An 18,396-nucleotide genomic window follows, 5' to 3' on the forward strand; every position below is an offset into this window, starting at 1 on the left:
CGTTTTTGAAGAAAATGAAAGATACTTAAATAGAGATAGTAAACATCCATTTTTTTACTATAACCTTTGACTGGGGCAACTGACAGTTCTAAATCCTTATGGTACCGTAGTTCCTTCGATTTCCCGAAGCCAAATACGTGCGGGCTTCCATAGTGTTGCTTTTAAGTACCTACTAATTTGTAAGTACGTCAGTGAACTGTTTGTGTAAAGCTGTGCTAGCACGTTTAAGCAGTAAACGATCATCGCAATGTACACCTGATTATGCACAGCTAGCTCGCTTTGCCCGTAGAACTTTTTAATGTTCAGATGCTGTTTCATCCACTTGAAAAACAGTTAGATTGCCCAGCGTGACTTATACAGTTCAGCGACTTCATCTGCGCTTAAATCAAAACGATTCGTCATCAGATGTAGCTCTTTACCGTTTGGATCTAGTACTTCGATACGGCGAAATACATTTTCAGCACGATTTTGCGTGTTGCCAATCAGAATCATTTCATCCGATAACACCGATGACTGTTCAGGTACTTTAAATGATTCAATCACACGTGTTACGGCGTTTTTTCGTAAGCGTGAGACAAAGAAAAGTCCGTCATCTGTCATGCGGTCAAAGCGCTCATAATCTAAGTAGCCTCGGTCAAACACGTACATGCACTCCTTGTCATCAACGAGAATTTCAAGCTGACCACGATCATGTTCTTTCGCATTCGTCAGCACCGCTTTATCAGGGTACGAACAACCTTTTTCTAGGTAAACAAGGCGCAAATGTAACTTCACACCTGATTTTGTTTTACGGAATTCAGCCCATCTATGGTTGTTTAAGTTCAATGGCAATGTGCTAGAATCAATGATTTTTAGTGGTGTTGTGGTTTTTCGGCGCTGCTCAAAATGCATTTTCTCATGAATTTGCCCGACTAAGTCTAGAAAAATTTGTTGGAAAAACTCAGTTGGCACTTGGTTTAATCGCCGACCTAACTGCGAAAAGCTGATGGACTCTAAATACGTTGCTTTTTGTAAGTCGTCTGATAACAGCGTGTCACTAATTGCACGTAGACTTTCGGTTTCATTCAGTTGCGCAAACAGTAATAATTTCAAGAATGAAGCGATGTGAAGCTTCTTTGTATAGTAATTTAATTGATGAATTTCAACTAATTTCTCCATTTGTGTAGAAGAAATAGGTGAAAACCATTGTTCAAATGAAGTTTTTCGTGTAAACTTATCCATGCTTATGTCCTTTATTTTGGATTTGGATGGTTTACTACCACCCAACCATTATAAAGGCTTTTTTTATGCACGGATAACATTGCAGAAAATTCAGTTTTTTAAAATACGTTGAATTATTTTAATGCGACGCTAGTGAATCGTTACATTATGATATTGTTCTAACTCAGCAATGTGTCGCTCCTTGTATTTTCGGAACGTTGGTAGTTTAATTCCTTTAATTTCAGCTAATTCTTTTAGCGTGTACTTTCCTGTGATTGTTTCCATATTCATTTTCTCCTTGAGCGCAGCTACGAGCCGATAATTTCAGCGAGCTTATATTATATTTGTTTAATGCGTTTTTCAATTCATCGTTTTTAATGAAAAGGTAAATTTCCCTTTTAGCGTTATTGTCATCTGAAATTTTTTGATAATGAACTATCCCCAGTTCCTTCAAATAATTTACCACGCTTAGTCTAAATATTCTTTTCAACGGCAAATTGCTTTTTCTTTTTCTAGCCATCTTGCTACCTCCCAATATTCATATCTATGACTCCATTATATTGTGCCGAAATTATTTGTTAGATTGCCTCATAGCATATATGTATGAAAACATAAAAACAGCCAAGTATTTTCCTATGGCATATCACAGGAAAATCCTATAGCTTAATGATTGACGCTCTAGACATTTTTCACCTTTCTATTAAGTAACATATAGAAAGGTTATTTTTGTCTAGAGCGTTAAAATATTTGTACAAAAACGAGTGCTAACGTAAACAGCAATCCGTTGCAGGAGTAAGGTTTCTAATTGATTCCTTTATAAATAACCTATAGTAAATAGTGCTAACGTCAATTCACAAAAATATACAGTAGCGAAGACTTTCCCACATCTGGGAAAGCTGAGCAAAAGGGGATAGCTTCAGCTATCACCTTTTAACAGTAGTAGTATATATATAGGTACTATATAGTATGTATATATGTACTATATGCTATACATGTATGCTGTAGCACAGGTAGTCCTAGTAACTGGGAGTGCCTATATAACATATATATACTACACATATACATACTATATATACACACATACTATAGCTATACTGTACTCACAGCACAGCTGTTCGTACTATACTAATCACTGTTAAAGGTACAGCTATCGCTGTCCCTTTGCTCAGGTTGCTAAAGCAACCATTCGCTAATGCAAATGATTGTGATGAATGATTATATAATAATAAATAAAGCTACTGATAATAATAATAAGTATATACATATTAAATCACGCTCTAGACATTTTTACGCCTTCTATATGTTACTTAATAGAAGATGTGTTTTTGTCTAGAGCGTGGTTTTTTTTATAGCATCTTGCACATTTGATAACGCCGTCTTATCGTTGAATTATCTAAAATATGGAAGGCGGTAATCAAATGGAAAATTATGAAGACGCATTCGTTAATCAATTGACTCGGATAGCAAACGGATTGGAAACGCTGAATAAACGTGAGGCACTTCTACCTCGGAGATTTCCCGCAAATGGAGAAAATAGAGGCCTTACAGATGAAGAATTGTACGACTGGTGGGGTAGTTTTTCACAACAAAAGCGGGATTTTTTAAATGGGCTAGTTAAAAACGGAATCGTAGCAAGTGTGGCAGACATAATCGGGCCCATACCTCCCGAAATTGCTCGATTGATACAAAATTACATCTGATGAAAGCTATTTTCATCAAAGTCATAAAAAATGATTTCGTGCAAACTTTAACAATAGCATTATGTATTATTGTCATGATGGTTGGTGTATTTGTAGCATTTGTTTACATTGCTTTTCCTAAAGACCCTGAAACGGAAGAAATGATTAAACAAGCAGAAATACGAAAGGCAGAACATGCTAAATGGTATGAAGAATTAAAAAAGAAAAATGGTTGGGACAATTAGAGTTTCAAAATTCGCCACATGAATTTTGGGCTATTCCACTGGTGCATAGCTGAAATCAATCTCAAAAATAGGAACGCTTGGTGAGCACAACTGCTACAGTCAAGGAAAAAGATACATGGCCTAAAGTTGTAGTAACGCTCATCTACACTATTTAACCACAAAAAAAAGGAAGGGAACCAACTACGACAAATTGTCGTAGTTAATTCCCACCACATAGAAATAAAATAGACATTTTATTGACTACGCTTTTTGCACTTCTGCGTACCATTTAGTGCCTTTGACTTGATGTAAACTTGTTTCCCTTAGCTTCTACGAACAGTGTTCGTACTATAGTTTTTCATTGAACCATATTTCAATATTTTGTTATTATTAACTTAATTACACAATACCCTAATAATTGCGAATAAAAACAAACTATAAGCGGGGTTTAATTATATGAAAAGAAAAACAAAATCAGCTATCATCATCATTGTAATAATGGGCATTTTTGGTGGAATTTTTGGTTATATCAAATTCACCGAGCAAATGGAGAAACCTGTTCCTGAAAAAGAAAAAGCAGCCGTGGGATATGTTGAAACAACGCCTAATGAGAAAAAAGAAAAAGAAGCAACTGTGAAACCTGATGCTAATATTGAGCCTGCTAATAATGTGTTTGCGATAATACCTATTTTGTAATTCCTCTTAAAGTTTACAAAATTTTGAAATAGTTGTATATTAGTAAAGTATCAGTCAGATACAAAAACAATTGTCCGATGGACATAAACAGGAGGAAACAAATGAAGAAATTATCAGCACTAGCAATGGCAGCAGCAATTATGGGCACAGGTCTTATGGGAACAGGTTCAGCATCAGCTGCAGAACCAGTTAAACCGACAGCATCATCACCAGCAATCGAACAAGCATCAGGAATCGAGCAATTAGCTTATTACGCAGGAGACACAAATTATCAATCTTTAAGCTGGGGTTTCACTAACGAAGGTAATGTTGCTCTTGGTAACACACTTAGCGGTTCATTGAAAATTGTTGACGCAAAAACAGGGCTTCCAGTATCAGGTGTAGGTGTAAGAATGCAAATTACTGATATGAACGGCGCTGTAGTTGTTCATAACTCTGCTCCAACAATGACAAGTTCATCAGGTTGGGCATACCCTTCATCTGGCACATCTATGTTAAAAGCTGGAGGTTACTACAAAGTATCTATCCAAGTTGATGACAGTTCATATGCTGGTCAATTTGCTAACGCATACAGCCCATCTGGAGGCTTTGCTACTCAATATGTCAACATTAAGTAATTAAACAAAAATAAAAATAGTCTCCAAACTACCTCTTGCGCTGCAAGGGGTTTTTTGTTATAACGGAAGTAGAAAATGGGGTCAACAAGCAAAAGACAAAATCACTGCAATTGGTCGAGATGTAGGTAGCACTTTGTCACCTTTATAATATGTGTAAGTAATAAAAAGCGTCCTTGAAGGGACGCTTTTTATTTATGCGGATAAGTCATATGCGAAATTGTGTTGGATCAACAGTTGTCGTAGCTTCGTTTTTAGGTTTTTAATTTTCAAATGTGCAGCTTGGCGACTAATTTCTAATTCTTTACTCAAATGAGTTGAATTATATTCTTTAGGATATAACACAGATTTTAGCTCACTTTGTTCACGTTCGGTTATGTTCGATTCAATAAATGTCATCATTTCAGAAGCAATCATATTTTCACTTGTGAAATCATCTGAAGATAATACATTTTGAAGCGTATTTTTTTCGCTGTCGCCAATTGTTGCGTCCATGCTGACAATGCCTTCGTTTGTACGTTTCTGAGCAGTGATTCTTTGAGCAGTGTTTCCAGTTACTTTTTTAAGTTTGTAATGTAAAAATGTTGAGAAAGCATTAGCTCCATTATATTCCTCGTATGCCTTCCACGTTTCAAATTTCATTTCTTGAATCATATCTTCTTTGTCAATTGAACAGCCAAATTTACTGATTGCGATATTAGTTGCCTTGTTCATCATTGGTTTGAACTGCTCAAGCACCTCTTCAAAAGTCATTGTTTTTATTACACCGTTCGATAAAATAATCTGTTTCATGTTGATTTTCTCCGATTCATGTTTAATTTTGTCTATATATGACACTACTAAAATAACATGTATTTTATATTTTCTAAAGAAAAATCCGAACATTAAACCATTAACATTTGTTTATAGTTCGTGTTTTAAGCATTTTTTCGTACAAAATACTAGACAACGTTCAGAATTGGTGTTATCCTACGAATATAGCAAAACGGACAATTACATAAAATCCTCCTAATTACAAAATAAAAAAACAAAAATTATCGGAGGTAAGGAAAATGATTAATCGTGTTATCTTTAAAGGAAAAGTATATTACAGCGTAGCTGACTTAGCGGTGGTATTTGATGTGTCACCATATAAAATGAGAAAGTCGATTAAAGAATCAAAAATCAAAACGAAACATGACATTTATGGTCGCACTGTTTTCGTGCTCGAAAGTGATGTAAAAAAGATTGATGTTTATGGTGAAATGAAAGATCTTGATTCTGGGATTGATGCTATCAATGCTAATCCTGAAAAAGAGTCAACAGTTGTGGACGCTACTGAATTTGCGAAAAAGAAATCTTATAAAGCTCGCAAGAAAAATGCAACGAAGAAAAAAGAAGAAACACCTGTGGAATCAGTTGAGAAAGCTCAACTGAAATAAGCGAAGGTGAAAAATTGCACCAAGAATTGCTGAACAAACATGCTGAAATAAGGAAGGAACTTGTTCTAGCAGAAAAAGGCGATATGTATATCAGTATCTATGCAAATTATTTGGGAGACGATTTTAAATTGGAAAATTCTACTTCAGATGATAACGAAGGAATACAACAATTCATTGAGGCACTTGAAAAGGAACTTGTAGTGCCCAGTGTTGAGCAATCTGCATAATTGGGATTGTTATATGCTTCAATTTGATTGATTATATCGTTGTGAGTCGACCACAACTTTAAATACATCACCAGAATCGCAAGTTGCGTCAGCTTGACGAGTTTATTCAGTACGCATATAAAAGTAAAAGGCACTGTTACAATTGCACAGTGCCCAAGCTTTAATGTTATAAATAATCACGCAAATTTTCTGCCACCTCATTAACTTCAAGGTCAAGATATTGTGTCGTTACATCTAGCGAGCTGTGACCAAGTGCTTTCGAGATCAACGCAACCGAAGCACCTTTATCAAGCAAACCTTTTGCATACGCTCGGCGAATGCTATGTGCATTAATATTAGGCAGATTGTACCTTTTGGAATATTTGTACAATTGTTTGGCAATGCTGTTTGAAGTTGCTTTACCCATTACAGTCTGTCCATTGACAGTTATAAACAGAAAATCATTATTTTCTTTGCAATGCTTTCGCACTTGTTTGTTTTGTTCAATCAATATTCGATACAATTCAAGTAACTGGTCGTCTAATGGCAATTTTAATATTTTATGATTCTTCATTATGTCGCCTGTGAGGTTGAATGTTTTATTTTCAAAGTCGATATGATTTTCTTTGATTTGTCCTAACGTGTTGATTCGGACACCTGTTCTATACAACGTAAGAACGGCTACAGCGTCACGTAAACCAATAAATGTAGAGGTATCAAGCAATGAAAGTAATATGTTTAAATCGTTTTCCTTTGCGCCATGTTTTATCGTTCTATCAATACGTATTTGAATGGTATTCCAAAATTTGTGTTCGAACCAACCATTATCAAGGCATTTACTTAAAACGGCTTTGAGGCATTTGAGGCGATTTTTCTTTGTCACATCTGACACATTCATGCTATCCAACCAATTGTAAATGGTGTCAGTTGTAATTTGATCTAAATAGGTCAATTCGTTAAATTCAATAAATTGAGTGAAATTCAAATTATAATCGTCAATCGTTCTTTTTCTAATGCCATTTAATTTCATTTGTCGGTTAATGATTTCCATTGCACTTAAAGCAGTCGTACCAAGCTTAGCCGTTTCTGTTTTTTTGATTGAACTGGATACGTTTGTTCCAACTTGTAAAATTCCTATTTTTTTCGTCATAAAAAAAATCAACTCCTATTGGTAATTGGAAGTTGATAACGAATGTTTACAGGGTCAATTTTTGGGGAATTATTAACTAGGTTCGATGCCTAGTAGTTATCCCCTATGATTGAAAACCGTTGGTACTATTGAGTTTGTAAAGGTTTCAATGGCGCCCTCGGAGGGAATCGAACCCCCAGTGCAAGAACCGGAATCTTACGTGTTATCCATTACACCACGAGGGCAATTAGACACAAAAAAAAGTACCCACTCAAAGGCTTTCCAAAAAGCATGATGTAGATAATCCTCATTTGAAGCATACCTGCAAAATAGTGTACTGTACTTTAACTTATGACCTTATCAATTATACAAACGTATTGCTCATAATTCAACTATAGAATGCAAAAGATTTTAATTTTTTTTTAGGGTCTTCATCAAAATATGTACTTGACTATCCATTTCACTACAGGAGAAGGCTTTCCTTGGCGTGACCTAGGCCTTCTTGGCGCTTACACTTCGCTACATCAACCATACTGTTTTAGTCATGAACAGTTTTCAGTATTGGCTATTTATTTAATTTCACTTTAGCAGGTTTAATATTTGACCTTCCCTGACTATAATGTGTATGATAAGGATACGGCTGATACACAATGAATGTTATCAGCAAAAGTATTCGAATTTAGTTTTTTAAGGAGGATTTAACATGAATTTAATTCCTACAGTTATTGAACAAACAAGTCGTGGTGAACGTGCTTATGACATCTATTCACGACTACTAAAAGACCGTATTATTTTATTAGGAAGCGCGATTGACGACAATGTAGCTAACTCAATTGTTGCTCAGCTTCTATTCCTACAAGCAGAAGATCCAGATAAAGATATCTTTCTTTACATCAACTCACCAGGCGGATCAATCACTGCTGGTATGGCAATTTATGACACAATGCAAATTATCAAGCCACAAGTACAAACAATTTGTATTGGTATGGCAGCATCTATGGGTGCTTTCCTACTTGCTGCTGGTGAACCTGGTAAACGCTTCGCATTACCAAATGCCGAAGTAATGATTCACCAACCTCTTGGTGGTGCACAAGGTCAAGCAACTGAGATTGAAATCGCTGCAAAACGTATTTTATTCTTACGCGAAAAATTAAATGGCATTTTATCAGAACGCACTGGTCAACCGCTTGAAGTAATTTCAAGAGATACAGATCGCGATAACTTCATGACTGCTGAACGTGCAAAAGAATACGGCTTAATCGATCAAATTATGGAACGCAAATAAAAAAATCAAAGGCATCCCAGATTATTTCTGAGATGTCTTTTTTTATTCGACATCCATGTATGTATGGTTTGAAGGGGTGATCCATCACTTTGGCGGTTCTATCCATGATTTTGGCGGTTCTATCCACGACTTTGGCGGTTCTATCCACCATTCTGATGGTTCTACCCTATATTTGACTTTTCTTTCCGTCGCTTCGGCTCTTCTTTCCGTCGCTTCAGCCTTTCTTTCCGTCGCGGTTTTTTCTTTCCGTCTCTTCGACCTTTCCTTCCGTCGCTCCAGCTCTTCTTTCCGTCGCGGTCTTTTCTTTCCGTCGTTTCAGCCTTTCTTTCCGTCGACCTATCCTTACTTTCCATCATTTTGGCTCTTCTTTCAGGACTTATTTGTTCTGCGTTGCAAAAACGCAAAAAAACTGCCCAGCATGTAAGTTTTACTGCTTGGACAGTTTTCGCATTATAGGTTTTTTAATCTTCTTCTTCGATTAGTGCTGCCAATGCTGTAACCGCTTGCTCAGCATCGTTACCATCACTACTAAGGACAACCTCTGTTCCTTTGGCAATAGCTAAACTCATTACACCCATAATGGATTTAGCATTTACTTTTTTCTCTTCTTTCTCAAGAAAGATATCTGCGCTAAAACGATTTGCCTCTTGTACGAATAGCGCCGCTTGTCTAGCTTGTAGTCCTAATTTTAATTTTACATGGACTCTTCTCTCGGTCATTCTTAAAACTCCCCTTTACTACCGTTCATTTTATTAGTTTTATCTTACCTCACTTACTAGCAAAAGAACAATACGCGATTACACATGACATTCATACCTGAAAAGTATGAAAATTTAACTATCAATTTTTTCACCACGTCTTAATGCATCGGCAATTTCATCGATTTTCCTTAATCGATGATTGACACCTGATTTACTAACCGTTCCACTTGATACCATCTCACCAAGTTCTTTTAGGGTTACATCTTGATATTCTACTCGTAATCGTGCAATTTCACGAAGCTTTTCAGGCAATTGATCTAGGCCTATCGAATTTTCAATAAAACGAATATTCTCTACCTGTCGTAATGCTGCACCTATTGTTTTATTTAAGTTTGCTGTTTCACAGTTAACAATGCGATTAACACTATTCCGCATATCTCGCAATATGCGAACGTCTTCAAATTTCATCATAGCTTGATGAGCACCTACAATATTAAGAAAATCAGAAATTTTTTCCGCTTCCTTTAAATAGGTTACAAAGCCTTTTTTTCGTTCAATTGTCTTTGCATTTAGCTCAAATTCATTCATCAAATCCATTAAAGCCTCGCCATGCTCTTTATATAATGAATAAATTTCTAAATGGTAGGCTGATGTTTCTGGATTATTGACAGAACCACCTGCTAAAAATGCGCCTCGTAAATACGCTCTTTTTTGGCCACCCTTTTTTATGAGCTCTCGAGAAATAGTATGATTAAATTGAAAATCGTCTGAGATGATTTCTAAATCGATTAGTAGCTCACGCGCACCTTCTCTTACACGGCAAATGTATACGTTATTTTTTTTCAAACGCATTTTTTTTCGAACAAGTAACTCTACATTATATGGATACAGCTTTTTCATAATCGTATAAAGTCTTCTTGCGATTGCAGCGTTTTCCGTTTGTACGTCTAAGCTTAACTGTTTATTAGCAAAGGATAATGAACCATTCATACGAATTAGGGCAGATACTTCTGCTTTCATACAATGATTGTCTGCTTCTACTTGGGTTAATTCCTTTTTAGTTTCAGAAGCAAAAGACATATCAAGCCCCCCTTTCCTACCAACCTTTAGTTCTATGTATATGTCCATCTTATCATATACAAATAGCGCTTTATGATTCTATAATTGGTTCACTTACATTTTTCTTATAGATATTTGCGTAATCTACAAGCCATTTTGCAACGTTTGCTGCATTATGACGAACCGTCCCATCTGAGCGAATCGTGGCAATATCTCGTTTAATAACCTCTAATCCCATACTTTCAAGCTTTGCAACGTCAAATGTTACTGGCTCCGCACATTCTTCCTTATAAAGTTCTTCTACAGGATGAGGTAGTTTTACATCATTTACTAAAATAGAATCAATAAAGGAATCTCCAACATGTTTGTATAAAGCTTGCACATGGTCACCTGCTGTATAGGAAATCGTTTCACCTTTTTGAGTCATTAAATTACAAACGTATATTTTTCTTCCTTTAGCCTTGATAACGGCTTCACCAATTCCTTTTACAAGAAGGTTTGGAATAATACTTGTATATAAACTTCCCGGACCAATTAAAATATAGTCAGCACGATTGATTGCTCGAATAGCCTCTGGTAACGGTTGCACGTTTTCAGGCACTAAAAAAACACGACTCAATCGTTTTTTAGCCATTGGAATTTTAGATTCACCTTCAATTATTGAACCGTCCTCTAGCTCTGCATGTAAATTTATCTTTTTGTTGGCTGCTGGTAAGACGCGACCATGGACCTTTAAAACCTTTCCCATTTCACTAATAGCATGGTTAAAATCTCCAGTAATTTCCGTTAAAGCAGTCAACATTAAATTCCCTAATGAATGTCCACGTAAATCTTCTGATGCTGAAAATCGATATTGAAACATTTGCTCTACAAGTGGCTCAACATCCGATAACGCCGCGATAACATTACGAACATCACCAGGTGGTGGAATATCATAGTCATCCCGTAAGCGTCCTGAAGAACCACCGTCATCAGCTACTGTCACAATTGCAGTAATATCAAATGGGTGGTGCTTGAGCCCTCGTAGTAAAGTAGAGAGCCCTGTACCACCACCTATTACAACAAGCTTTGTTCGCTTCTTTCCCATTCACTCAATCCTTTCTACGATTGATGTCACGATGTGTAATAACAGCATTTTCCTTATTGGCTAAAAATGCCCCGAAATATTCAGCTAATGTCACCGAACGATGCTGTCCTCCAGTACAACCAAAAGCAATGACAAGTTGTGATTTGCCCTCTTGTCTATAGAGAGGAATCATAAATTCAAACAGATCCGTTAGTTTTTGAATGAGTGTTTGCGTATCTTCAAGTGCCAGAACATAAGAAGATACCTCCGTTTGTAAACCCGTTTTATGGCGTAACTCTTCTACATAGTATGGATTTTTTAAAAAACGAACATCAAACACTAAGTCTGCATCTATCGGCATACCATGTTTAAATCCAAAAGACATGATATTTACTGAGAAAATATTATCGGCATCACTAGCAAATTCTTTAACGATTTTTTCGCGTAGCGCTTTTGGCTTCATGTTAGATGTATTATAGATAAATTTAGCGCGACCCTTTACTTCCGATAAAAGCTTCCGTTCTTGTTTAATGCCATCTAACGGTAACCCATTTACAGCCAATGGATGTGCACGCCTTGTTTCCTTATAACGTCTAACTAAAGTTGCATCATCCGCATCTAAAAATAAAATTCGTGCAACAATATCGCCTTCTTTAAGAATATGGTCGAGTGCGCCAATAAGAGAATCAAAAAAGTCGCCACCACGCATATCCATGACAGCTGCAATACGTGTAATATTTTTACCCGAATCCCTGAGCAGGGTTAAAAATGTTGTAAGTAACGCTGGTGGTAAATTATCAATACAGTAATACCCTAAATCCTCAAAGCTTTGAATCGCTACTGTTTTTCCAGCGCCAGACATTCCTGTAATAATAACCAATTCATGTGTATTTTTTCGGTCTTCAACCACCACTGTCATGCAGCCCCTTTATTGTTCTATTGATATTTGTATTTTCTCATGAAGTAATTCAAAATCAGTCGTATATTCAAACGTACCGTACTGAATGCCTGATTGTGAGATGGCAAATTGTAAATTTGTTCGATCACCTTCAGCCATAGGCAAATGTTTTAAATCCTCTACTGGGTGCCATGCAAGTTTGCCCTCTCTAGTTTCAACAAACGGTACACCTTCTACATCCTTTGCAACAAATGTATAAAGCATCCATTCATCAACTATCTCATTATTTTCTTTAATAATCATCGTATAAACACCCTTTAAATGAGCATTTAATGGTGTGACATTTGTTTCTTCTTGAAACTCACGTACAGCAGCCTCATAGATTGACTCACCACACTCCATTTTACCGCCAGGAGCTACGTACCAGCCGCGTCTCGGCTTTTGAAGTAATAATATTTGACCGTCTTTTACGGCTATTAAATTTGCAATTCTTTGCATAGGCACACCTCTAATCACTTTTGCATTCTACCTTTTATTATAACAAGACCAAACAAGGTTTGTCCTCCATTCAGAACTTTAGGTGCATGGCAATTTTAGCTTCACTACTATCTACGGGAACTATGTTTTAACCGCTACTTAAACATATGAAACGGCGCAATAAAAAATCAAAATTTTTTATCACAACAAAAATAGGTTGCTCCACCTAATTTGGTGGAAACAACCTACTAAACAAATTAAAAGGGGGATTGCTAATTACACTTTGTATATTACACCTTTTATATGTCATTCAAGTTACAACAATATTAAAACCGTATTAAAATTGTATATTTTTCCTTAAATTTTAATCAAGAGAGTCATCACCATTATGTAGGGTTGATTTCCGTTCTGACTTATATATGGCATAAGTTTTAACAAATGTCATCCACAACTTTTGGTGATGGGCCAATCAAAAACAGATTTTAGTCTTGATCCACTTTAAGCATTAATTTTTTCTAATAATTTTTCCACATAATGCTGTACTGCTTGTGCTGCAATACTTCCGTCACCTGTCGCTGTAACGATTTGACGAAGTGACTTTTCACGCACATCTCCTGCAGCGAAGATACCTGGTACGGTAGTTTCCATATTATCATTTGTCAAAATATAACCAGCTTCATTTAAAATCCCTAGAGACTCAAATGGTTTAGTTAACGGTAGCATACCGATATATACAAATACGCCATCCGCAACAAAATTAGATTCTGTACCATCTACAGTTGATTGTAGTGTTACACTTCCAACTTTACCATCAGCCTCATTAATTTCTTTGACTGTTGCATTCCAAATGAAATCAATTTTTTCGTTAGCAAAGGCACGGTCTTGAAGAATTTTTTGCGCACGTAATTTATCACGACGGTGCACAATTGTTACTTTGTCCGCAAAGCGAGTTAAGTAAACACCTTCTTCAACAGCAGAATCTCCGCCACCTACGACAACAAGATTTTTTTGCTTGAAGAATGCACCATCACATATTGCACAATAGCTGACACCACGACCTCCAAGTTCTTTTTCGCCCGGCACGCCCATTTTTTTATACTCCGCACCTGTAGAAAGAATAATTGCTCGTGTTTTGTATTCTTTAGCACCTGATTTTATTGTTTTATATTCCTCACCATCAATAATTTCAGTCACATCGCCATACACATACTCAGCACCGAATTTCTTTGCATGGTCGAACATTTTTGTAGAAAGTTCAGGCCCTAAAATTGTATCAAACCCTGGATAGTTTTCTACTTCTTCTGTATTCGCCATTTGTCCACCAGGGATACCACGTTCAATCATTAAAGTTGAAAGGTTGGCACGCGACGTATAAACAGCTGCAGTCATACCAGCAGGACCTGCACCAATTATTACAACATCATAGATTTTTTCTTCTGACATAAAACTTCCCCCTAAAACAAATGTTTTTTTATGATAACTTCATCGTATGTGAAAGTAAAAAGTTATTCAACTATGTTGCTCACAGTCTACTTATGCGTGTCTGGTAAAAATTTTAAAATTTCATCAATGTACTTCGATAAAGTTGACACTGATACCCCGTATTGCTCAGCGATCTCTTTTTTTGTAACCTTGAGCATTCGGGAAGAACGAAATAAATAATCATTTGCTCCTGCAATAGCTGCTGGATTGGTAAAACGATAATTGTTAATCAGTGCTTGTTCACACAGTACAAACCACATTTGGAACATAGGTGCAATAAGTGTCGTCAGTTTGCCATACTGTTCTAGTAAAATTTCTGGTACACTTACTGCGCGTAAAAAGCTAGCCTCCACTTTATTTTTCATATCAAACTCATGGCCAAGAGAGTACGCCAAGAATAATTTTTCAAATGTATCGAATTTTTCAACGTCTATCCATTTTGGATGCGCAATAATTTCTTGTTTATGTGCTGTACAGCTAAGTAAAAATAACCCAAAAATGCGCTCACTTACATAACTGCTCTCTAGTTTATCCACAATGTAGTCTCGATCATGCTCTAATGCATCAAGCGCATATACATTTTCCTCTTGGCGCCAAGGTTCAAAGCCTTCTTTATCTGGATCTAGCTCAAGTAGCTGCTCCCATGCACTCTTTGAAATTTCTTCATGTTTAGAAAAATACGCTGCGTGTGATAACCAAAAGTAAAAGCCAGCATCTCCAACATAGCCTCGTTTTTGCATGCTGCGTAACCATTTAAATGCTAAATCATACTGTCCAACAAGCGCTAATGTTGCACCCAGTTTGTACCGATGTTCCCATGTGTATGGCTGAATTTTCACAAGTACTTCTAAAAGATCCTTTAAATCCTCTTCATTTTTTTCATAATACGCAATAACAGTTAAATTACAAAGTGCATGTAAATTCCCCTTATTTTCACGTAATACCTTGTTTAGAAGAGCCTTCGCCTGTTCTGCTTCCCCTACATAAAAATAAGCAAGAGCTAGGTTGTTATAGGCCGACCAAAAATCTGGGCTACCTTCAATTAAATCTTCAAGAATAGTAATAGCTTCAGGGAAATCTCCCTTTTCCATACAGCGTCTCGCCTGTTCCTGACGATATAAATCTTCACCAGAACCTTCAAGCTCCTCAAATTCATCTTGCTCAAAAGCAACAAACTCTAATATTTCCGCCGCTTCAACTGCATAGGCACCCTCTGGCTCTATTTGTAAATATTGCTCTGCAAAGCGTTTAGCATCTTGTATAATACCAACACATCCAGATACCTCTGCCATGTAAAAAATAATTTCTGGATTATCTGGATCTATCTCATAAGCGTGACGAAGAAGATCATACGCTTCCTCGAAACGTTGACCCTCTAACTCAATAATCGCTAATTGCAATAAAATCATTGGATCATCAGGACTTAAATCAACTGCTCGCTGTAAATATTTATATGCTTTATTCATTTGTCCGCTATTCATTGCTTGAACGGATTTTTTATAATAATAGTCGCCTGTTGGAATGAACGACACTATATTCGTTTGATTCTCTTTTTGACGTTTCTTTTCCAAAATATTTCCTCCGAAACAAGAAATAAGGAACGTTTCACACGTTCCTTTACACAGTAACTTCTATTATAGCATACAATAAGCGATATGCCGTTATTTCTCTTCATGACGTTTTTCTAACACTTGTAACACGTCATAAACACTTACTTTTTGCTCTTGTAGTAACACTAGTAGGTGATAAATTAAATCGGCAGCCTCCCATTTTACCTCTTCTGCATCACGATTTTTCGCACCGATCACAACCTCTGTTGCTTCTTCGCCGACTTTTTTACAAATTTTATCGATTCCTTTATCGAATAAATATGTAGTATACGCGCCTTCAGGCATTTCTTGTTCACGCTTTTCAATGACATTTACAAGTTTAGAAATAATCTCAACAGATCCGACCTTGGCATTTTGCTGAATAATCTCTGTAAAACAAGAAGTTGTTCCGTTATGGCAAGCCGGGCCAGCAGGAATTACTTCTACGACTAATGCGTCACCGTCACAGTCCGCTTTGATCGACACAACTTTTTGTGTATGACCACTTGTTGCCCCTTTATGCCAAAGCTCTTGACGTGAACGTGAGAAGAACCATGTTTCTCCCGATTCAAGTGTTTTCTCCAAGGATTCTTTATTCATATATGCTACAGTTAAAACCTCTTTTGTATTCGCATCTTGTACAACCGCAGTGACAAGACCCTTATCATCAAATTTAATGCTGTCAATCATCTTACTGCCACTCCTTTTTCACGTAAGTATTCTTTTACTTGCGCTACGCTCGTTTCTTTATAATGGAAGATGGATGCGGCAAGTGCTGCATCTGCATCGATTTCTTCAGCTAATACCTCGTAAAAATGTTCGGCATTTCCTGCACCGCCACTTGCAATAACAGGAACTGTCACAGCCTCTCTCACGGCTTTTGTTAATGCTAAATCAAAACCTGATTTTTCACCGTCCTGATTCATACTCGTTAATAATATTTCCCCAGCACCTAAACGAACCGCTTCCTTAGCCCATTCAGTTGCCTGCCAATTTGTCTTGTTCCGGCCACCATGCGTATAAACCATCCATGTGCCGTCTTCCTCACTATAGCGCGCATCAATAGCTACAACAATACACTGTGCGCCAAAAAAGTCAGAACCTTCTTTAATAAGCTCTGGTCGCTCTAAAGCAGAAGTATTCACTGATACTTTATCGGCACCTGCACGTAAAATGCGTTTCATATCGTCTAATGTACGAATTCCACCACCTACTGTAAATGGAATTGCTAATGTCGCCGCGGTTTGCCGCACTACATCAACCATTGTTTCCCGTCCTTCATGTGATGCCGAAATATCAAGAAACACAAGCTCATCTGCCCCTTGCTCATCGTAAAACTTGGCCAGCTCTACTGGGTCACCCGCATCACGTAATGACACAAACTGTACACCTTTTACAACTCGCCCCTCTTTCACATCAAGACATGGAATAATGCGCTTCGTTAACATGAAGCCACCCCCTTCAACCATTGCTCCAATAAATATACTCCTAGTTCACCTGATTTTTCGGGATGAAACTGCATTCCAGTGATAGAACCATTTACAACTATACCTGGAACCTTAATACCATGATAATCCGCATAAGCAACAAGCTCTGTTTCATCTAGATTTGCTGCATAAAATGAGTGAACAAAATACACATGCTTTGCCGATCCTTCACCCTTTAACCATGAAGGACGCTTTGCCACTACGAGCTCATTCCACCCCATATGCGGTACGCGATACGCCTGTCCAGCGTTGTCTCCACTAAATCGTTTAATGCTTCCTTTGAAAAAGCCCAAACCATTCGTTGGTGACACCTCTTCACTTTGCTCAAATAATAATTGCATGCCTAAGCAAATTCCGAGAAGTGGTCGATTTTCAGCTTTCACCTTGTGCAAATATCGATCTAAATTCGTTTCAGTTAAACGTTTGATGGCATCTGGAAATGCCCCAACACCAGGAAGCAACAGTGCATCCGTTGTGTCTAGCATTTTTTCGTCAGCCGTGACAATAACCTCACAACCAAGTCGTTTTAATGCCTGCTCAACACTAAATAAATTCCCCATTCCATAATCAATAACACCTATTTTCACGTTAACAGCCCCTTAGTCGACGGTACACCTTTAACACGTGGATCAATTTCTACTGCTGCGTCAATAGCACGTGCTAACGCCTTAAAAATAGCTTCAATGATATGATGTGTATTATGTCCATAAGGCACAATGACATGAACATTCATCCGAGCCTCAAGCGCAAACTTCCACAAAAATTCATGTACTAATTCAGTATCGAAGTTACCAACTTTCTCCTTTAACTGTGGTACACGATATTCTAAATGCGGACGATTTGAGCAATCTACTACTACTTGTGCAAGTGCATCATCCATTGGCACAAATGCTGTACCGTAGCGCTTGATTCCTTTTTTATCACCGAGTGCTTCACGAATCGCTTGACCTAATACAATTCCGAGGTCTTCTGTTGTATGATGATCGTCTATATATGTATCACCATTTGCTTGTATCGTCCCATTAAAAAGACCATGTTTGATGAATAGATCTAGCATGTGATCCATAAAGCCAACACCCGTTTTAATATCCGCCTTTCCTTCACCATCTAACTCGATAGCTACTGAAATTTGTGTTTCATTTGTTGTACGTTCAACTTTTGCATATCGTTTCTTTTCGGTCAT

22 protein-coding genes, 1 tRNA gene and 1 pseudogene are annotated in these 18,396 nt (G+C 37.1%); 8 read left to right on the top strand and 16 right to left on the bottom strand.

Annotated features, from left to right (window positions below):
* Positions 1 to 96: 96 nt before the first annotated feature.
* Positions 97 to 1,221, bottom strand: a pseudogene (locus tag ACVWXS_RS21415) (IS4 family transposase).
* A 220-nt stretch (positions 1,222 to 1,441) separates the two neighbouring features.
* Entirely contained in the window at positions 1,442 to 1,720 is a 279-nt protein-coding gene (locus tag ACVWXS_RS21420; RefSeq protein ID WP_456960077.1) for a hypothetical protein, read from the bottom strand.
* 898 nt (positions 1,721 to 2,618) lie between these two features.
* On the opposite strand from ACVWXS_RS21420, the gene ACVWXS_RS21425 reads away from it, so the two are divergent.
* The 4 genes from ACVWXS_RS21425 (at position 2,619) to ACVWXS_RS21440 (ending at position 4,416) form a co-directional block, all read left to right on the top strand.
* A complete protein-coding gene (locus tag ACVWXS_RS21425; RefSeq protein ID WP_456960078.1) occupies positions 2,619 to 2,900 on the top strand; it encodes a hypothetical protein in 282 nt (93 codons plus the stop codon).
* A 38-nt stretch (positions 2,901 to 2,938) separates the two neighbouring features.
* On the top strand, positions 2,939 to 3,124 hold the full coding sequence (locus ACVWXS_RS21430; protein WP_456960079.1) for a hypothetical protein: 186 nt from the start codon (positions 2,939 to 2,941) through the stop codon (positions 3,122 to 3,124).
* A gap of 435 nt (positions 3,125 to 3,559) precedes the next feature.
* Positions 3,560 to 3,799, top strand: a complete 240-nt coding sequence (locus ACVWXS_RS21435; RefSeq protein WP_456960080.1) for a hypothetical protein — start codon at positions 3,560 to 3,562, stop codon at positions 3,797 to 3,799.
* 101 nt (positions 3,800 to 3,900) lie between these two features.
* Complete coding sequence (locus tag ACVWXS_RS21440; RefSeq protein WP_456960081.1) at positions 3,901 to 4,416, top strand: hypothetical protein; 516 nt, start codon at positions 3,901 to 3,903, stop codon at positions 4,414 to 4,416.
* Between the two features lie 192 nt (positions 4,417 to 4,608).
* On the opposite strand, the gene ACVWXS_RS21445 is transcribed toward ACVWXS_RS21440, so the two are convergent.
* Complete coding sequence (locus tag ACVWXS_RS21445) at positions 4,609 to 5,205, bottom strand: sigma-70 family RNA polymerase sigma factor (protein ID WP_456960082.1); 597 nt, start codon at positions 5,203 to 5,205, stop codon at positions 4,609 to 4,611.
* Positions 5,206 to 5,465: 260 nt separating this feature from the next.
* Between ACVWXS_RS21445 and ACVWXS_RS21450 the strand changes: the two genes are divergently transcribed.
* Positions 5,466 to 5,834, top strand: a complete 369-nt coding sequence (locus ACVWXS_RS21450) for a hypothetical protein (RefSeq protein WP_456960083.1) — start codon at positions 5,466 to 5,468, stop codon at positions 5,832 to 5,834.
* 26 nt (positions 5,835 to 5,860) lie between these two features.
* The gene (locus ACVWXS_RS21455; RefSeq protein WP_456960084.1) at positions 5,861 to 6,061 is read left to right on the top strand and encodes a hypothetical protein; all 201 of its coding nucleotides are present in this window, start codon (positions 5,861 to 5,863) and stop codon (positions 6,059 to 6,061) included.
* A gap of 166 nt (positions 6,062 to 6,227) precedes the next feature.
* Here the strand turns inward: ACVWXS_RS21455 and ACVWXS_RS21460 are convergent, their stop codons facing one another.
* Together ACVWXS_RS21460 and ACVWXS_RS21465 are read right to left on the bottom strand one after the other, a co-directional pair.
* A complete protein-coding gene (locus ACVWXS_RS21460; protein WP_456960085.1) occupies positions 6,228 to 7,190 on the bottom strand; it encodes a tyrosine-type recombinase/integrase in 963 nt (320 codons plus the stop codon).
* 149 nt (positions 7,191 to 7,339) lie between these two features.
* Positions 7,340 to 7,414 (bottom strand) — tRNA-Arg (locus ACVWXS_RS21465).
* Positions 7,415 to 7,872: 458 nt separating this feature from the next.
* Here ACVWXS_RS21465 and clpP point away from each other — a divergent pair.
* Positions 7,873 to 8,454: an ATP-dependent Clp endopeptidase proteolytic subunit ClpP gene (clpP, locus tag ACVWXS_RS21470; protein WP_068985964.1), complete on the top strand. Its 582-nt coding sequence runs from the start codon at positions 7,873 to 7,875 to the stop codon at positions 8,452 to 8,454.
* A gap of 55 nt (positions 8,455 to 8,509) precedes the next feature.
* On the top strand, positions 8,510 to 8,878 hold the full coding sequence (locus tag ACVWXS_RS21475; protein ID WP_456960086.1) for a hypothetical protein: 369 nt from the start codon (positions 8,510 to 8,512) through the stop codon (positions 8,876 to 8,878).
* A gap of 37 nt (positions 8,879 to 8,915) precedes the next feature.
* Here ACVWXS_RS21475 and ACVWXS_RS21480 read toward each other — a convergent pair whose 3' ends face one another.
* From ACVWXS_RS21480 to hisB, 11 genes are all read right to left on the bottom strand, one after another.
* Complete coding sequence (locus ACVWXS_RS21480; protein WP_068985967.1) at positions 8,916 to 9,173, bottom strand: HPr family phosphocarrier protein; 258 nt, start codon at positions 9,171 to 9,173, stop codon at positions 8,916 to 8,918.
* 114 nt (positions 9,174 to 9,287) lie between these two features.
* Complete coding sequence (whiA, locus tag ACVWXS_RS21485; protein WP_368637119.1) at positions 9,288 to 10,235, bottom strand: DNA-binding protein WhiA; 948 nt, start codon at positions 10,233 to 10,235, stop codon at positions 9,288 to 9,290.
* Between the two features lie 70 nt (positions 10,236 to 10,305).
* Positions 10,306 to 11,301 carry a gluconeogenesis factor YvcK family protein gene (locus ACVWXS_RS21490; RefSeq protein ID WP_456960087.1) on the bottom strand — a complete coding sequence of 332 codons (996 nt, stop codon included), beginning with the start codon at positions 11,299 to 11,301 and terminating at the stop codon, positions 10,306 to 10,308.
* Between the two features lie 4 nt (positions 11,302 to 11,305).
* Entirely contained in the window at positions 11,306 to 12,199 is an 894-nt protein-coding gene (gene rapZ / locus ACVWXS_RS21495; RefSeq protein ID WP_068985970.1) for an RNase adapter RapZ, read from the bottom strand.
* A 9-nt stretch (positions 12,200 to 12,208) separates the two neighbouring features.
* Positions 12,209 to 12,676, bottom strand: coding sequence for an NUDIX domain-containing protein (locus ACVWXS_RS21500; protein WP_068985971.1), 468 nt, complete (start codon positions 12,674 to 12,676; stop codon positions 12,209 to 12,211).
* 477 nt (positions 12,677 to 13,153) lie between these two features.
* Entirely contained in the window at positions 13,154 to 14,098 is a 945-nt protein-coding gene (gene trxB, locus ACVWXS_RS21505; protein WP_456960088.1) for a thioredoxin-disulfide reductase, read from the bottom strand.
* A gap of 86 nt (positions 14,099 to 14,184) precedes the next feature.
* A complete protein-coding gene (locus tag ACVWXS_RS21510) occupies positions 14,185 to 15,708 on the bottom strand; it encodes a tetratricopeptide repeat protein (protein WP_456960089.1) in 1,524 nt (507 codons plus the stop codon).
* A 90-nt stretch (positions 15,709 to 15,798) separates the two neighbouring features.
* Positions 15,799 to 16,416, bottom strand: a complete 618-nt coding sequence (gene hisIE, locus ACVWXS_RS21515) for a bifunctional phosphoribosyl-AMP cyclohydrolase/phosphoribosyl-ATP diphosphatase HisIE (protein ID WP_374965334.1) — start codon at positions 16,414 to 16,416, stop codon at positions 15,799 to 15,801.
* Positions 16,413 to 17,174, bottom strand: coding sequence for an imidazole glycerol phosphate synthase subunit HisF (gene hisF / locus ACVWXS_RS21520; protein ID WP_068985975.1), 762 nt, complete (start codon positions 17,172 to 17,174; stop codon positions 16,413 to 16,415). The genes hisIE and hisF overlap by 4 nt, the downstream gene beginning before the upstream one ends.
* Positions 17,168 to 17,800, bottom strand: coding sequence for an imidazole glycerol phosphate synthase subunit HisH (gene hisH, locus ACVWXS_RS21525; RefSeq protein WP_456960090.1), 633 nt, complete (start codon positions 17,798 to 17,800; stop codon positions 17,168 to 17,170). Before hisH ends, hisF begins: the two co-directional genes overlap by 7 nt.
* Positions 17,797 to 18,396, bottom strand: coding sequence for an imidazoleglycerol-phosphate dehydratase HisB (gene hisB, locus ACVWXS_RS21530; RefSeq protein WP_068985977.1), 600 nt, complete (start codon positions 18,394 to 18,396; stop codon positions 17,797 to 17,799). The genes hisH and hisB overlap by 4 nt, the downstream gene beginning before the upstream one ends.

The organism is Lysinibacillus sp. TE18511 (assembly GCF_054062295.1).

Excerpts from the sequence above, each read along its gene's own strand:
- clpP (WP_068985964.1), top strand. The coding sequence starts at position 7,873 with ATGAATTTAATTCCTACAGTTATTGAACAAACAAGTCGTGGTGAACGT.
- ACVWXS_RS21425 (WP_456960078.1), top strand. The coding sequence starts at position 2,619 with ATGGAAAATTATGAAGACGCATTCGTTAATCAATTGACTCGGATAGCA.
- ACVWXS_RS21460 (WP_456960085.1), bottom strand. The coding sequence starts at position 7,190 with ATGACGAAAAAAATAGGAATTTTACAAGTTGGAACAAACGTATCCAGT.
- rapZ (WP_068985970.1), bottom strand. The coding sequence starts at position 12,199 with ATGACAGTGGTGGTTGAAGACCGAAAAAATACACATGAATTGGTTATT.
- ACVWXS_RS21445 (WP_456960082.1), bottom strand. The coding sequence starts at position 5,205 with ATGAAACAGATTATTTTATCGAACGGTGTAATAAAAACAATGACTTTT.
- ACVWXS_RS21435 (WP_456960080.1), top strand. The coding sequence starts at position 3,560 with ATGAAAAGAAAAACAAAATCAGCTATCATCATCATTGTAATAATGGGC.
- hisB (WP_068985977.1), bottom strand. The coding sequence starts at position 18,396 with ATGACCGAAAAGAAACGATATGCAAAAGTTGAACGTACAACAAATGAA.
- trxB (WP_456960088.1), bottom strand. The coding sequence starts at position 14,098 with ATGTCAGAAGAAAAAATCTATGATGTTGTAATAATTGGTGCAGGTCCT.
- ACVWXS_RS21490 (WP_456960087.1), bottom strand. The coding sequence starts at position 11,301 with ATGGGAAAGAAGCGAACAAAGCTTGTTGTAATAGGTGGTGGTACAGGG.
- ACVWXS_RS21420 (WP_456960077.1), bottom strand. The coding sequence starts at position 1,720 with ATGGCTAGAAAAAGAAAAAGCAATTTGCCGTTGAAAAGAATATTTAGA.
- ACVWXS_RS21450 (WP_456960083.1), top strand. The coding sequence starts at position 5,466 with ATGATTAATCGTGTTATCTTTAAAGGAAAAGTATATTACAGCGTAGCT.
- ACVWXS_RS21475 (WP_456960086.1), top strand. The coding sequence starts at position 8,510 with ATGTATGTATGGTTTGAAGGGGTGATCCATCACTTTGGCGGTTCTATC.
- hisF (WP_068985975.1), bottom strand. The coding sequence starts at position 17,174 with ATGTTAACGAAGCGCATTATTCCATGTCTTGATGTGAAAGAGGGGCGA.
- ACVWXS_RS21500 (WP_068985971.1), bottom strand. The coding sequence starts at position 12,676 with ATGCAAAGAATTGCAAATTTAATAGCCGTAAAAGACGGTCAAATATTA.
- whiA (WP_368637119.1), bottom strand. The coding sequence starts at position 10,235 with ATGTCTTTTGCTTCTGAAACTAAAAAGGAATTAACCCAAGTAGAAGCA.
- ACVWXS_RS21440 (WP_456960081.1), top strand. The coding sequence starts at position 3,901 with ATGAAGAAATTATCAGCACTAGCAATGGCAGCAGCAATTATGGGCACA.
- ACVWXS_RS21480 (WP_068985967.1), bottom strand. The coding sequence starts at position 9,173 with ATGACCGAGAGAAGAGTCCATGTAAAATTAAAATTAGGACTACAAGCT.
- hisIE (WP_374965334.1), bottom strand. The coding sequence starts at position 16,416 with ATGATTGACAGCATTAAATTTGATGATAAGGGTCTTGTCACTGCGGTT.